The 13,692-nt window shown below is 67.8% G+C and carries 17 protein-coding genes; 6 read left to right on the forward strand and 11 right to left on the reverse strand.

The window, feature by feature from the left end:
* Positions 1 to 5: 5 nt before the first annotated feature.
* The 3 genes from AC1DX2_RS06730 to AC1DX2_RS06740 form a co-directional block, all read right to left on the reverse strand.
* The gene (locus AC1DX2_RS06730; protein ID WP_477195516.1) at positions 6 to 1,658 is read right to left on the reverse strand and encodes a M28 family metallopeptidase; all 1,653 of its coding nucleotides are present in this window, start codon (positions 1,656 to 1,658) and stop codon (positions 6 to 8) included.
* A gap of 200 nt (positions 1,659 to 1,858) precedes the next feature.
* The gene (locus tag AC1DX2_RS06735; RefSeq protein WP_477195517.1) at positions 1,859 to 2,608 is read right to left on the reverse strand and encodes a hypothetical protein; all 750 of its coding nucleotides are present in this window, start codon (positions 2,606 to 2,608) and stop codon (positions 1,859 to 1,861) included.
* A gap of 326 nt (positions 2,609 to 2,934) precedes the next feature.
* Positions 2,935 to 3,759 carry an acyl-CoA thioesterase gene (locus AC1DX2_RS06740; RefSeq protein WP_477195518.1) on the reverse strand — a complete coding sequence of 275 codons (825 nt, stop codon included), beginning with the start codon at positions 3,757 to 3,759 and terminating at the stop codon, positions 2,935 to 2,937.
* Between the two features lie 65 nt (positions 3,760 to 3,824).
* Here AC1DX2_RS06740 and AC1DX2_RS06745 point away from each other — a divergent pair, with 65 nt between their 5' ends.
* From AC1DX2_RS06745 to AC1DX2_RS06755, 3 genes are all read left to right on the forward strand, one after another.
* Entirely contained in the window at positions 3,825 to 4,328 is a 504-nt protein-coding gene (locus AC1DX2_RS06745; RefSeq protein WP_477195519.1) for a GAF domain-containing protein, read from the forward strand.
* On the forward strand, positions 4,325 to 4,723 hold the full coding sequence (locus tag AC1DX2_RS06750) for a histidine kinase (RefSeq protein WP_477195520.1): 399 nt from the start codon (positions 4,325 to 4,327) through the stop codon (positions 4,721 to 4,723). Before AC1DX2_RS06745 ends, AC1DX2_RS06750 begins: the two co-directional genes overlap by 4 nt.
* A gap of 76 nt (positions 4,724 to 4,799) precedes the next feature.
* Positions 4,800 to 5,402, forward strand: a complete 603-nt coding sequence (locus tag AC1DX2_RS06755) for a lipid-binding SYLF domain-containing protein (RefSeq protein ID WP_477195521.1) — start codon at positions 4,800 to 4,802, stop codon at positions 5,400 to 5,402.
* Positions 5,403 to 5,442: 40 nt separating this feature from the next.
* On the opposite strand, the gene AC1DX2_RS06760 is transcribed toward AC1DX2_RS06755, so the two are convergent.
* Positions 5,443 to 5,613: a hypothetical protein gene (locus tag AC1DX2_RS06760; RefSeq protein WP_477195522.1), complete on the reverse strand. Its 171-nt coding sequence runs from the start codon at positions 5,611 to 5,613 to the stop codon at positions 5,443 to 5,445.
* A gap of 170 nt (positions 5,614 to 5,783) precedes the next feature.
* Here AC1DX2_RS06760 and AC1DX2_RS06765 point away from each other — a divergent pair, with 170 nt between their 5' ends.
* Complete coding sequence (locus tag AC1DX2_RS06765) at positions 5,784 to 6,686, forward strand: hypothetical protein (protein WP_477195523.1); 903 nt, start codon at positions 5,784 to 5,786, stop codon at positions 6,684 to 6,686.
* Here the strand turns inward: AC1DX2_RS06765 and AC1DX2_RS06770 are convergent.
* From AC1DX2_RS06770 to AC1DX2_RS06785, 4 genes are all read right to left on the reverse strand, one after another.
* A complete protein-coding gene (locus AC1DX2_RS06770) occupies positions 6,635 to 8,047 on the reverse strand; it encodes a glycosyltransferase family 4 protein (protein ID WP_477195524.1) in 1,413 nt (470 codons plus the stop codon). The genes AC1DX2_RS06765 and AC1DX2_RS06770 overlap by 52 nt on opposite strands.
* Entirely contained in the window at positions 8,044 to 8,310 is a 267-nt protein-coding gene (locus AC1DX2_RS06775; protein ID WP_477195525.1) for a hypothetical protein, read from the reverse strand. Before AC1DX2_RS06775 ends, AC1DX2_RS06770 begins: the two co-directional genes overlap by 4 nt.
* 64 nt (positions 8,311 to 8,374) lie before the next feature.
* Positions 8,375 to 8,932 (reverse strand): nuclear transport factor 2 family protein, encoded by a 558-nt coding sequence (locus AC1DX2_RS06780; RefSeq protein WP_477195526.1) that lies wholly within the window; start codon positions 8,930 to 8,932, stop codon positions 8,375 to 8,377.
* Between the two features lie 73 nt (positions 8,933 to 9,005).
* Positions 9,006 to 9,989, reverse strand: coding sequence for a LysR substrate-binding domain-containing protein (locus AC1DX2_RS06785; RefSeq protein WP_477195527.1), 984 nt, complete (start codon positions 9,987 to 9,989; stop codon positions 9,006 to 9,008).
* Positions 9,990 to 10,091: 102 nt separating this feature from the next.
* On the opposite strand from AC1DX2_RS06785, the gene AC1DX2_RS06790 reads away from it, so the two are divergent.
* Complete coding sequence (locus AC1DX2_RS06790; protein WP_477195528.1) at positions 10,092 to 11,369, forward strand: MFS transporter; 1,278 nt, start codon at positions 10,092 to 10,094, stop codon at positions 11,367 to 11,369.
* A complete protein-coding gene (locus tag AC1DX2_RS06795; RefSeq protein ID WP_477195529.1) occupies positions 11,366 to 11,557 on the forward strand; it encodes a hypothetical protein in 192 nt (63 codons plus the stop codon). The genes AC1DX2_RS06790 and AC1DX2_RS06795 overlap by 4 nt, the downstream gene beginning before the upstream one ends.
* A gap of 46 nt (positions 11,558 to 11,603) precedes the next feature.
* Here the strand turns inward: AC1DX2_RS06795 and AC1DX2_RS06800 are convergent, their stop codons facing one another.
* The 3 genes from AC1DX2_RS06800 to AC1DX2_RS06810 are packed head-to-tail and all read right to left on the reverse strand — an operon-like array spanning position 11,604 to position 13,660.
* Complete coding sequence (locus AC1DX2_RS06800) at positions 11,604 to 12,605, reverse strand: hypothetical protein (RefSeq protein ID WP_477195530.1); 1,002 nt, start codon at positions 12,603 to 12,605, stop codon at positions 11,604 to 11,606.
* Positions 12,602 to 13,165, reverse strand: a complete 564-nt coding sequence (locus AC1DX2_RS06805; RefSeq protein WP_477195531.1) for a hypothetical protein — start codon at positions 13,163 to 13,165, stop codon at positions 12,602 to 12,604. Before AC1DX2_RS06805 ends, AC1DX2_RS06800 begins: the two co-directional genes overlap by 4 nt.
* Positions 13,166 to 13,195: 30 nt before the next feature.
* Entirely contained in the window at positions 13,196 to 13,660 is a 465-nt protein-coding gene (locus AC1DX2_RS06810; RefSeq protein WP_477195532.1) for a hypothetical protein, read from the reverse strand.
* Between the last annotated feature and the right edge of the window lie 32 nt (positions 13,661 to 13,692).

A 13,692-nucleotide genomic window follows, 5' to 3' on the forward strand; every position in this document is an offset into this window, starting at 1 on the left:
GCGAGTTACTTCTTCTTGAACAAGTCGCCAAAGAAGTCACCCTTGTTCCAGGTGATACGCTCCGGGCTGTTGGCAATCTCCACCCCCAGGTTGAAGTTCACCTGCGCAAAGCGCGCCGCCGCCGTCCAGTTGATCGGCAGCTTCATGTCGTCGCTGGGCTGGTGGTAGTGGGTATGCAAGAAGGTGTCAAAAATCTTGCCGCCGTCTTCCCCCTGCGTGAACGAGCCGGTGCCGGTCACCAGCGAGATCGCCGGCACGCCCTGGCGCACGAAGCTGTAGTGGTCTGAGCGGGTGAACAGGCCCTGGTCTGGCCACGGGTCGGGCACCAGGCCCAGCTTGTTGGCGGCGGCGGCCTTGGCGGTGACGGCCTTCAGCGTGGAGTGCTCGGCGCCAAAGGCGATGACGTTGCTGAAGTCATACGTCAGCACCGGCATGTCCAGGTTCACGTTGGCGACGATGCTGGCCAGCGGCACCGTGGGGTTGGTGGCGTAGAAGTCAGAGCCCAGCAGGCCTTTTTCTTCGCCGGTGACGGCGACAAACAGCAGCGAGCGTTTCGGCTTCATCGGCATTTGCGCCGTCAGGCGCGCCATCTCCAGCAGCGTGGCAATGCCGGCGGCGTTGTCCATGGCGCCGTTGTAGATGTTGTCGCCCTTCTTCTCGGGCTTGATGCCCAGATGGTCCAGGTGGGCAGTGAACACCACGTACTCGTTCTTCAGCGCCGGGTCGCTGCCCTCGATGAAGGCGGCCACGTTGCTGCTCTGCACATCCCCCAGCGTGGACTTGCGCGCCATGTGGGCCGACAGCTTCAGGTCCATGCGGGGCACCGGTTGGCCGGCGTCGGCGGCGGCATAGATGGCTTCCAGCTTGGTGTCCACCTCGCTGAACAGCTTGGCGGCGGCCGCCATGCTGAGGAATGCGCCGCCCTGGATGCTGGGCGTTTCGTGGGCGCCGCGGCCGTCCTTGTCGGCCCAGTTCATGCTGAGCGAGCCGGCGTACTGCTTGACGTAGGCAAACGGGAAGGTCTTCTCGCCGCGCGGCGTCTGCAGCGCGATGACGCCCACCGCGCCGTGCTTGGCCGCCAATTCGCGCTTGAGCTGGTTGCTGCTGTAGTGCGCGCCCTCTTCGGTGGGGAAGGACTGCGGGCGGCCGTTGAGCACCACCACGATCTTGCCCTTGACGTCCATGCCGGCGTAGTCGTCGTGCTTGAAGCCGGGCGCGGTGATGCCGTAGCCTACGAACACCAGCGGCGCTGTCACGTCGGTGGCAGCACTGCTCAAGCTGGGCGCTTGCGCGAAGTCTTGCAGGTCCACCAGCGTCTCGGTGCCGCCTTTGCGCACGATCTCGAACACGCTGCTGCCGGCCACGATGCGACCGGTCTTGAACGGCACCGCCTGCAAATACGTGCCGTTGTCGCCCCTGGGCGCGGCGCCATACTGGGCAAATTGGCCGGCCACGTAGCGGGCGGCGATGTCGTAGCCACGGGAACCGGTCTCACGGCCTTCCAGCAGGTCGTCGGCCAAAAAGCCCATGTGGGCCTTGAAGATGGCGGGGTCGGCCTGGCCAGCGGGGGTGGCCGCATGGGCGGTACCGGTGGCGGCCAGCAAGGCCAGTAACAATGCGGCGGCTGTGGCGGTGGGGCGCAGCGTGGGTGTGCTCATGTGTCTCGTTTCCTGGTGGCTGTGGAGAGTACGCCGCCCAGGACACGCAACGTCAGGGGCGGGAAAAGCTCAGCGGCTTCTGCGGCAAGTATCTCACCCACCCCCTGGCGTTCCAGCCCCCTGTCAGGGGTGACTGGGATGAAACGCGGGAATCGCAGGATGAACGGCGGCAGGCCGCCTTGGCCGGCTGGAACTTCGCCTCAGAACCTCGATCGCTGCATCAGCGCTTCCACGCGCTGGGGCAGTGGCAGGCTGGTGTCCACCCCGTGCGTGCTGAGCTCCTGGTACAGCGGATCAACCTGGTAGAACGCGGTGGCGAAGTAGGGGTCATAGCGCAGGCTGTGCATGGCCTGGAACACCTGCTTGTAGTGTTGCGGGTAGGCGTCCTGCAAAAAGGCGAAGGCATAGGCGTCGGCATAGGCCTCTTCGATGGAGATGGCCTTCTCCAGCGCCTGGCGCTCGGGCGAGCCCACGGCGCTGGCGTGCACGCGCTCCCACAGCGCAGCGCTCAGGTGCCGCCCGCGGATGCGAAAGCAGTGGCCCAGCTCGTGCGCAGCCATGGTCAGCAGCAGCGCGCGCAGGGCCTGCGGGTCGTCACTGAGCTTGAGGATGCGCCTCATCTTCGGGTTATCGCCCTCGGCGACGATCACCACACAGTCCTGCCCCTCGCGCTCCATCACGCCCACCGGGGTGTAGTGCACGTTCTCGGCCGGCGCACGGCCGTAGCTGAGGTGGATGCCTTGGAACAGCGGGTGGCGGCGCACCTCTTGCACCATGTCCACCCACTGCGGCACGGTGGGCGGCGAGTTGATGACCAGCGGCAGGTTGGCCGGCGTGGTGGAGGGCGCGACGATGGTGGCGGAGACGAAGGTGCCGGCGCCGGCCGCGCTCACCCAGGGAGCCAGCACGCAGGCACAGGCCAGCAGGCCCAGCAGCAAGCGGCGCAGCACGAGGCTGTCCTCAGAAGGGAAAAGAGAAACCCGGGAGGGTCAGAACAACTGGCTGACCAGCCGCACGGCGGCGATCAGCAGGCCGCCCATCAGCGGCAACGCCAGCAGCAACAGCTTTTGACGGGTGTCCATTTTGCGGACGGTGGTGCGAGATTGAGTGCGCATGGGCGGCTCCGGCAACGTAGGGTTACGTGTAACGCCATATTAGGCGCTGAAACTATTTTTAACCAGGGGCTGGCGCAATGTGTGGCAAAAGTGTGGCTTGAAAGTGCGGAGTATTACCGCTTGACAACTGGTTTGGTCGGGCATTGCCCGGCCGCGCGACTTCAGCGAAACCACCCTATCTGTTCGGTGGTGACCAGCAGCGTGCCGGCGCGACTCCACAGCCGCGCCTGCGCGCCCACGGTGCTGGCCTCGGCGCGGGTGCCGGCCACCTCCATCAGCACGTAGTCGTCGCCCAGCCCGGCCAGCTCTTGCGGGCTGGCCAGGAAGTAGACCGACATGGCCAGCGTCGAAAACGGCCCGGCTTGGGGCTGCAGGTACCAGCTGCGCGGCGGGTAGTTGTCGGCCAGGTAGGCCAGCAACATCGCGTCCAGCGGCCGGCCCGACAGCTCGCGCACCCACGCCAGCGAGCGCGTGTGCTGCTGCCCCCAGGGCGGAAAGCCCTGCGCCGGCCGCACCAGGCTGTGCTGGCCAAAGGGACCGGGTGGGTGGAATTTGGGCAAGTCATCCGGTGGTGGCACCTGCGGAAAGGCCGGCTCGGTGAAGCCGTGGGAGTCGCGCCGCTTGGCCAGCACCACGGTGGCGATGGTCGCAGGCGACTCTTGCGCACCCGGCTCTGCCGCGCCGCCCACAATCAACTGCACTTGCCAGGTGGCCAGCGAGCGGCTGGCGCTGAGCAGCTGCGTGCGCAGCGTCAGCGCGGCGCCGGGCGGCACGACTTTCAGGAAGTTGACGCTCAGCACGCTGGGGCTGCCGGCGTCAGCCTCCGTTGCGGCGGCATCGGCCAGCACGGCCTTCAGCAGCAGCGCGGCCGTCCAGCCGCCAAACATGCCGGTGTTGGCCTCGCGCTGCGGGTCAGCCTGGGCATGCCAGATGTGGGGCTGGGCGCCGGGGTGCAGCGCCAGCGAGGTGTCGAATGGGTTCGTCATTCCCCGCACGATAACCACACTGCCAGCGCTGCCCTATCATCTGGGCGACTTTCGCAAGCCACCCCATGCTGAACGCCCCCACTCCGCCCGACGAGGACCAGCGCCTGGCCGCGCTGCGCCAGCTGCTGATCCTGGACACGCCACCCGAGCAGCGCTTTGACCGCATTGTGGCCTTCGCACAGCAGGAGTTCGAGACGCCGATTGTGCTGATCTCGCTGCTGGACACCAACCGCCAGTGGTTCAAGGCCTGCATAGGGTTGGACGTGTGCGAGACCGGGCGCGACATCTCCTTTTGCGGCCACGCCATCATGCAAGCCGAGCCGCTGGTGATACCCGACGCACTGCTGGACCCGCGCTTTGCCGACAACCCGCTGGTCACCGGCGACCCGCACATCCGCTTTTACGCCGGCGCGCCGCTGACGCTGCCCAGCGGCCACAGCCTGGGCACGCTGTGCCTGATAGACCGCCAGCCACGCACGCTGGACAAGGTGGAGCTGGCCATCCTCAAATCCCTGCGCGATCTGGCGGTGGAAGAACTGCAGCGCCGCCAGCACGAGGCAGCCCCATGACCGGCACCGCCGCCTCGCTGGCCGCGCGCAAGCCCATCCTGCTGCTGGAGCCCAGCTCCATGGTGGGCGGCATCGTGATCTCCACCGCGCGCCAGCTTGAGATGCCGGTGGTGCGCCAGGCCACCAGCCTGCGCGGTGGCGAGCAGTTGCTGGCCCAGCACGATTTTGGCTGCGCCATCGTGTCGCTGGCGCAGGACGGCGACGTGCTGGCCCTGCTGCACGCCGTGCGCGCAGAACGCTACAAGGCCAGCAGCAGCATGCCCGTGGCGGTGATCACACCGCAAGTCAGCGAAGACCTGGCTCGTCGGCTGAAGGCACTGGAGGTGCGCCGCGTGCTGCTGCAACCCTTCAAGGTGCGCGAGCTGATTGCGACGATGGAGATGCTGGCAGCCTGACCGGCATGCCCCGGCACGCGGCAACTCCCGGCAGTAAGATGCGGCTCTCGCAACCCCCGGCCGGGAGCCCATCGCCATGCATGCCCTCACCACCCTGAACCGTCGCGCCGCCCTGCGCCGGCTGAACGCACTGGCCCTGCCGGCCGCCCTGATGCTGGCAGCAGTGCCCGCCCACGCCGAGAGCGCGGCGGAAAAACGCGCCGAGATCCAGAAAATGCGCAGCGCCACGCTGACGCGGTTGTACAAGGTGCACCCTGCCGCCAAGGCGGCGATACAAAGCGCGGCGGGCTATGCCGTGTTCAGCAACGTGGGCATCAACCTGGTGCTGCTGTCTGCTGCCGGCGGCTCCGGCGTGGCGCATGACAACAAGAGCGGCCGCGATGTGTACATGAAGATGGCCTCGGCCGGTCTGGGCATAGGCCTGGGGGTGAAGGATTTCCGCGGCGTGTTCGTGTTCGCCAGCGCCGACAAGCTGGCCAGCTTCATCAACAGCGGCTGGGAGGCCAGTGCCCAGGCCGACGCCGCCGCCAAGGCAGGTGACAAGGGCGGCGCGGCGGCCGGCGCCGTCACCGTGGCGCCGGGCGTGTCGCTGTATCAGTTGACAGAGAATGGCCTGGCGCTGCAGGCCACCATTCAAGGCACCAAGTATTTCAAGAGCGACGAGCTGAACGGCAAGTAGGCCGCACGGCTGCCACGTGGCCGCTAACGAGCGGCCCGCCTCAGCTGCGGACCAGCTTGTACAAAACGACCAGCACCACGGCCCCCACCAGCACGCGCAACACCAGTTTCAACGCCGAAGGGCCAGCGCCCCGGGCAGGGTCGTTGGTCGGCGCGATGTCACCATAGTCCATCAACTGCGATGGAATGGTGGGCGGGTGGTCTTGTCCCATGACGGTGTCCTTGCTGTGGCATTGCTTGCCTGTGCCGGCATTATGCGCGGGCCGGGGCGGTACGGGGTGGCGCCGCAGCGTGGCCGCCATCCGGCTGTGGAACAATCGCAACAACCACCCCACCCGCCTTGATGCCCGCGCGCACCACCCCGACCCACACGCTTCCCCCAATGGCCTCATGGGTGGTGCCTGCGCTGCTGGTGCTGCTGGCGTGTCCGTTGGCCGTCCAGGCGCAGCAGGAGAAGCCGCAACAGCCGGCCATGCCCGCGCCTTTGCCGCCAACGGCACCGCTACCGCAACCGCAACCGCTACCATCGCCATCGCCACCGCCACCGCTGGAGGAAGAGCGCCGGCTGTTCGTGCAACTGTCCAGCGATAACTCCTGGGGCAAGTACGGCACGGCGTTTTCGTTTGTGGAGCACATCACCACCGCAACCATCTCGTTGGAGACCGAGAGCTACGGCTTCAGCCTGGCCCTGCCCTACCTGATGCTGAGCGGCCCGCAAGGCACGCTGCGCCGCCGCCTGGGCAAGCCGCCGGTGCTGGAGACACGCATCGTGCACCAGACCGGCATGGGCGACATGGGCGCCTCGGTGGTGCGCCATCTGTTCCTGGACGAAGACGACGACTACACGCTGGACCTGCAGGCCAGCGTGAAATTCCACAACGCCAGCCAGAGCAAGGGCCTGGGCACCGGCGTCAACGACTACGGCCTGACGGCGACGCTGGCGGGCTACAACGGGCCCTGGTCCTTCAGCCTGACGGCCGGCTACGCCTTCCTGGGCAGCCCGGGTACGGTGGTGATACAGGGTGTGCGCGAGACCATCGTGCTGAACAACACGGCTTCGCTGTCGCTGGACGGCAGCTACCGCGTCAACGACCGGCTGACGCTGGGCGGCACCTTCACCATCGAGCAGGCAGCGTCCGCCGCCGCCTCGGCGCCGCGCGACATCAACCTGCACCTGCGCTGGCGGCTGACGGACAGCGTCTCCTGGCAGATGTACGTCAGCAAGGGCCTGTCTTACGCCAGCCCGGCCACCGGGCTGGGCATGTCGCTGTCTGCGGGGTTCTGAGCGGGCGCGGTGCCGGCGAGGATCTGATGCCCCGGCGCAGCACCCGCGCCTGCCTCGCAGCCGGCCAACGCCTGCGCAAACACCTGCTCGTGCGCGGCCACGATGTGCGCCCAGTCAAACTCGCGCCGTGCGGCCAGCAGGCCGCGGCGCGCCAGGCGGCGGCGCAGTGCCGGCTGTTGCAGCAAACGCGCCAGCTGCCGTTGAAAGTCCACCGCGTCGTCCTCGCCAAACAGCAGGCCATTGGCCTCGTGCCGCACCACGCTGGGTATGCCGCCGCTGCGGCTGGCCAGCACCGGCACGCCCGCAGCGTTGGCCTCGCACAGCACGCGGCCCATGGTCTCGGCGTCGCGAAACCCGCCCCAGCGCGAGTGCACCACCCGGCTGGCCAGCACGAAGGCTTCGGCACACCAGTAATACAGGTGGATGCGCTCATGCGCCACCCGGCCAACAAAGTGCACGTGGGCGCGCACGGCTGGCCCAAGGCTATCGGCCAGCGCCAGGCAGCGCTGCTGCTCGCGGCCCTCGCCCAGCACCACCAGGTGCACGTCACCATGCGCGCGCACCAGCGCCGGCAACTGGCCGAGCAAAAAGTCCAGCCCCTTCTTGGGCACCAACCGGCAGGCGGTGAGCAGCAGGCGGCCTTGCACCGGCAAGTCCAGGCTGCGGCGCAGCTCCGCCAGTGGCGCACCCGCGCGCGGGCGCTCATGCGGCGCAAAGCGCGCCGCCTCCACCCCGCCCACCAGCACCTGCACGCGCTCGCTCGCCACGCCCACCTGTGCCAAGGCCTGCGCGGTGAAGACGCTGTTGGCCAGCAGGCGCACATGCTGCCGGGCCGACTGGCGCATCAGCCGCTGGCGTTGCGCGCGCAGCAGCCGCTCCACCCACTCGGGCATGTTCCAACGGCGAAACTGTTGCACCAGGTGGCGCTCCACCCACGGGTGGGCCAGCGCGCTGGCGCCCAATTGGTACGGGTAGACGATCCAAGGCCGCAGCACGTCGTTGCCCACGCAGCGGGCGATGATGGGCGGCGCCGAGCCGGTTTGCGCCAACAGGCCGTAATACACGTTGGAGGCATATACCAGCTGCGGGTCGAATTGCCGCAGCCACTGCCGCGCCACCGCCAGGCTGTGCCAGTGCGCCACGCGGCTGAGCACACGCTGCACGGGGTAGCCGCAAGCAGCATCGTGCGCGGCGCAGGCGACGGCCAATTCGGCATCGGCCGGCCGGTGGGTCAGCACCAGGATGTCATACCCACGCTCGACCAGGTGGCGCGCCAGGTAGCTGGCATGCGTCTGCATGCCGCCAAACCCGGGCGGGAATTCGGTGAGGATCAGCAGGATGCGGCTGGGCGCACCGGTCATTGCGGCTGGTTCGGCCCGCCGGCCCAGTGCAGGGGTGGGTCGGGTTGTTGCTGCTCACGGTCCAGTTGGGCGCGAAAGTAACGCACCAGGTCCGACCACAGCCAGACAGACACCGGCCCGCCGGAGAGCACGAGCATCCAACCCACGCTGGCCAGATCCTGCGGAACGACCCAGACGAAGGTGATGAACAGGCACTCGGCCAGCACGCAGGCCAGCACCGCACGCTCTTTGGCGCTCAACCGCTGCCACAGCTTGTGGACCATGGGCCGTCCTCCTGTTGTGTTCTGTGCGCCCATTGTGCCGCTGGGCGGGACTGCTGACAAGCGCCTACTTGGGCGCCCCGTGCGACGTCCACACCACGCTGAGTATCTTCCAGCGTTCGTCAGCAGTCTTCAGCATCTGCCAGACCTCGATGCCGTGGTTTTCCACCTTACCGTTTTCCAGGAAATCAAAATCGAACAGCACCCAGGCCACGTGGCCGTCCTGCGTGATGCGGATGTTGTAGAAGCGCTCCTCCACCGGGGCCTTGCTGCCGGCGATGAAATTCATGAAGTCCTGCGCGCCGCCGTAGGCCACGCCGTCGGCGTTGGCGTCCACCGTGTCGCGGCGCTTGCGCACGCCAGCGGGAGACGCCGGGCTGGTGAACAGGATGCGATTGTTCAGCAGCAGCGCGGAGAGCTTCTTGGCGTCCTTGGTGATGAGCGCGGCGCGGAAATCCTGCGTCACCTGCTCGATGGCTTGCACGTCAGCAGGCGTGGTGATGTAGCGGCCCAGGTAGGCGGGCGCGGGCGTGCCCGGGGCTTGCGCGTGAGCAGCAACAGTGCCGAACAGGGTGACAGCGGCCAGCGTGGCCGCACGAGTGACGGAAGACAGAATGCAACGCATGAAGGGCTCCACAAGCAGCCGCACTATAGCAAGCTGTAACGGCCTCACCACGCCTGGCAACCCTCGCGCTGCATCAGCCATCCAACAACGCCTTGTCCATCTGCGCCACCTCCGCATGCAGCCAATCGCGAAACGCAGCCACCGCCGGGCGCAGGCGCGTGGTGCGCGGCGCCACCAAATAGAAGCTGCGCCGCGCGCGCAGCACCAGCGGCAACGGCATCACCAGGCGGCCAGCGCGCAGCTCGTCGTGCGCCATGATGGTGTGGGCCAGCAGCATGCCGGCACCACGCGCGGCAACTTCTATCGCATGCTCGGCGCTGGAAAAGCGCAAGCCACCCCGGCCCGCCATGCCCGCCGCACCTGTCGCCGCCAATGCGGCGGGTAGCGGCAGCCCAGCGGCGGCAAACCAGTCGGTCCATGTAGGCACTTCGGGGCGGCCGGCCAGCTGGTCATCATGGATCAGCGGCAGGCCTGACAGGTCGGCGGGCGCAAAGCCGGGGGGCAACAGCGCGGGGGCGCACACCGCCACCAGGGTGTGTGGCAGCAGCGTCTCGTGCATCAGCGCCGGGTCACAGGGCGCGCCATGCACCAGGCTGCGTATGGCCAGGTCCACACCGTCGGTGGCGAAGTTGGCGTAGGCCGACGACGAGGCGATGCGCAGCTCCACCCCGGGGTAACTTTCAGCAAACCGGTGCAGGCGCGGCGCCAGCCACTTGGCTGTGACGCCCGGCGGTGTGGTGACCACCAGCACATGGCTTTGCCGCGCATCGCGCAAGCCCTGCACGGCACCGCGCAGCTGGGCAAAGCCGCTGGCCAGGCCGGGGTACAGCAGGCGGCCACTGGCGCTGAGCGCCACGCCGCGCGGCAGGCGCTGCAGCAGCGGTGTACCCAGAAAACCTTCCAACGCGCGAACCTGGTGGCTGAGAGCCCCGGTCGTGACATTCAATTCCAGGGCTGCCGCCGCCAGGCTGCCATGGCGGGCTGCAGCTTCGAAGGCCTTCAGCGCATTGAGCGGTGGCATGGCGCAGGGGGCCGCACTGGGCACGGTGCTTGACATGAGATTTTCTCAACAGTGATGGCAAACATCTCCATTGTGCGCTGCATCAGCGATCCCCACAATGGCTACCACCTGTGTTGAATTTTTCTCGGAGCAACCCGCATGTCCACGCGCACCAACACTTCCTCGACCACTGGCGACGACGCCACCCCGCTGTGGCTGCTGCTGTGCGCCGGCGCGGTGCTGGGCATGGCCATGGGCACACGCCACGTGCAAGGCCTGTTCATGCTGCCCATGCTGGGCGACCGGGGTTGGGGCCGCGAGGCTTTTGCGCTGGCCGCCGGCCTGCAAACGCTGGTATGGGGCATCGCCCAGCCCTTCACCGGCTGGCTGGCCGACCGCCACGGCACCGCGCCGGTGATCGCCGCCGGCTGCCTGCTGTATGCGGTGGGGTTGGTGATGGAGGCACTGGCGCCCAGCACCGGCATGCTGGCGCTGGGCGCTGGCGTGGTCGTGGGGCTGGCGCTGTCGGCCACCACGTTTTCCACCGTCTACGGCGGCCTGGCCCGCATGGTGGCGCCTGAGCGGCGGGGTGCGGCACAGGGTGTGGCCGGCGGCATCGCCGGCGTGGTGCAGTTCCTGCTGGTGCCAGGCGCGCAGGCCGCCATAGGGGCATGGGGCTGGTCGCTGGCGCTGATGGTGCTGGCCGGCGTGGCCGCGTTCTGCGCCTTGGCCGGCTGGCTGGTGAACGACCGCGCCAGGCCAGCTGCCACCACCAACGGCGCCAGCACGTCGCCCACTGCTGCCGCCGAGGACGCCATCCCGACCAGCGCCGCCCCCACCGTACGCGCCGCGCTCAGCCACAGCGGCTTCTGGCTGCTGAACCTGGGCTTCGTCGCCTGTGGCTTTCAGCTCGCCTTCCTGGGCACGCACCTGCCGGCCTACCTGCGCGACGGCGGCATGGGCACGGCGGCCGGGGTCAACGCCATTGCGCTGATCGCACTGGCCAATGCGGCCGGCATCTACGTCTGCGGCAAGTTGGGCGACCTGTACCGCCGCAAGTACCTGCTGGCCGGCTTGTACGGCGTGCGCACGCTGGCCATGGTGGCCTTCACCGCGCTGCCGCTGAACACCGCCAGCCTGTACCTGTTTGCCGTCATCATGGGCGCCACCTGGCTGGGCACGGTTCCACTGACCAGCGGCGTGGTGGCACAGATTTTTGGTGTGCGTTACCTGGGCACTTTGTTTGGCCTGGTGTTCCTGGGCCACCAACTGGGCGGCTTCTTCGGCGCCTGGCTGGGCGGTGCCGTGTACGACGCCACCCACTCCTACGCGCTGATGTGGGCCATCGCCATCGGCCTGGGCGTGTTGTCGGTGGTGTTGAACCTGCCGATACGGGACGCCTCGATGGAGCAGCGGCTGCAGGCGGTGCCGGCATGATGAGAGGCGCACCCACGCGTGTGGGTAGCCCATGGCAGCAGGCGCGCCTGCGCGGCTGGCTCGCGCGCTGTGCGATGGTTAGCGCGCTGCTGGCCATCTGCATGTGGGGCTGGGCCGGCTACCAGGCCTATGGCGCGCAAGGCGCGATTGCGGAGCTTTGGAGCATGTGCACGGCGAGCCTGCGCTGACCCCCGGCCCCCAAATTTCACCGTTGATTGATCAAGATTGCCAAATCTACGGTGAATTCTTATTCATCAATGGCTTACGCGAGCTCAGTGCCAGCAGTTCAACCCCCTGCAACGTTTGCTCAAACACCGCCCCCATGCCGGCCGACGCCGCGCCCTGCGTCGGCGCCCGCAGCACCACCGCCAACAGGCGGCTGGCGCCGCGCCGCGGCTTCACCAACGCCGCCACCTCGGTCACCACAGCGGGCGTCTCAGCGTCCCCCGGCGCCGCGCAGTGGCGCACCCATTGCAACGCCGGCTTGCCCGCCAGCGTAGTGGGCCGCCGAGACAGCAGCTTGCAGCCACTGCCCCACAAGATCTGGCGCGCGGCCTGCACCTCGGCCATGCTGGCCGCATCGGTGTACGACGCATGCACCCACAGCTGCACGTCGCCCCGGCTGGCGGCGAAGCCCCGATCCAGCAGGGGATCCTGGGCGGAGGCGATTTGCATGCCAGCCGGCACCCGCACCGCAAAGCCCATTTCTTCGTTGCGGTACTGCGCGACTTCCCGCGCCGGCGCCAACGGGGTGGCGAACCTGCCGTCCAGGGCCAGCGACATCAGGCCAAAGCGCTGGCCCTGTGCGGCACGCAGGGCGGCGACGGCCTCGGCCGTCTCGCGCAACGTACCGGAGTTGCCGCAATTGCTCACCCAGCCCTTGGCGTACCCGCCTTGAACCAGCAGCAGATAGCTTTCGCCCACGTCCATGTTGAAACGGGAAGTGGTGTTCACCGAGTCCAGCACCAGGCGTTTTGGCGGCGCCCCCCCGAACACCTCGCTCACCCGCACGGTGTACAGCCTGCCGGCCACGCCGATGGGATCGTCTGGCGAGCGATAGATGGCCTCCTTCTCCACTTTGGCGAGGATGGTGTACCGGCTGTCCACCAACTCAGTGGCCAGCGACGGGTGGCCTGATCCGCAAGCCGCCAGGCTGCCCGCACCTCGGGCACAGGCCAGCGCGAGCAGCAGCCGCAACGTCAGGCGGCCAGCCCTTCTCAAGGCGCCGCGTCTCACCGCGTGCCCCTTGGGCAGGCGTAGCCGGCGGGCATGGACAGCGTCACCGACTGCAAGCCCAGGTCCTTGGGCGCACCCACCAGCTCCAGCAGCAAGGGTTCCACGCCGCCATTGAGGGCCGTGGCCCGCTGCACCATGTGGTCCTGGAACTGGCGTGTCGTCAAGCCCAGCTTTTGCCGCTGCCCCAAGTCATCCACAGCATCGCGCACGCGGCCAAAGGTGGTGCCATCACCCAGCGTGCCGCTGATCTGGTCGATGATGCCGCGCATGCTGCCGTTGGTCAGCCCAAACTGTGCGGGCACCACGGCCGCGCTGTCGGCCGTCACCGCGTACCGGTCCAGGTTGGAAGGGCCTGTATCGAAGGCGCCCCCCTTGCCCACCAGCCTTGGATTGCCCTGAAGCACGCGAGCAATACCTGCGCACAGTCGGGCAGCCGGCGAATTGGCTGGCGACGCAGCCGAGCCCGCAGCATCGTCAGCCCAGCCACCGTCCAGCAAGCCCGATACCCAGCCGCCGCCATCTTCGTCCGCCTGACGCGGTGACCAATCCAGCAAGCCCATTTTTTTCCTCCATTTGAATACTGTATGCAATTACAGATTTCGCGTCAAGCGCCCCCGCTTGCCAACAACTCCCACTAGCCTGTAAACCCGCACCGGCGCGCGCGAGCCGCTGTCATGCCGGCACACGATGCGCACCGCCCGCGCCGGGTCACACAAGCCCAGTGCCTCATACGCGCAGATGGCCGCCTTGGCACCGCTGCCTATGGCCTCCACGCCGCCGGCGATGCGCTCGCCCACGCAGGCGGCGTTGAAGCATCGCAGGCCCTGCTCATCCAGCACCAACGCTTGAGAATGCACGAAAGTTGGCGGCTTGCCGGTGCAGCCACGCTTCCACCACGTCAGAAAAAGCTGCCCCTCGTTCACGTCACCCGCCAGCCCCAGCAACGCGCCCTTGTGGCGGTGCACCTTGCGCCCGCTCCACACGCGGTCGCCGTCGGAAAAGCCGCTGTCGGCCACCATCAGGCCCAGCTTGAAGTCGGCAAGGATGGTGGTCATGACCCGCTCGCACCGCACGCACAAAGAAAACG

The organism is Hylemonella sp. P2_B10, from assembly GCF_056404875.1.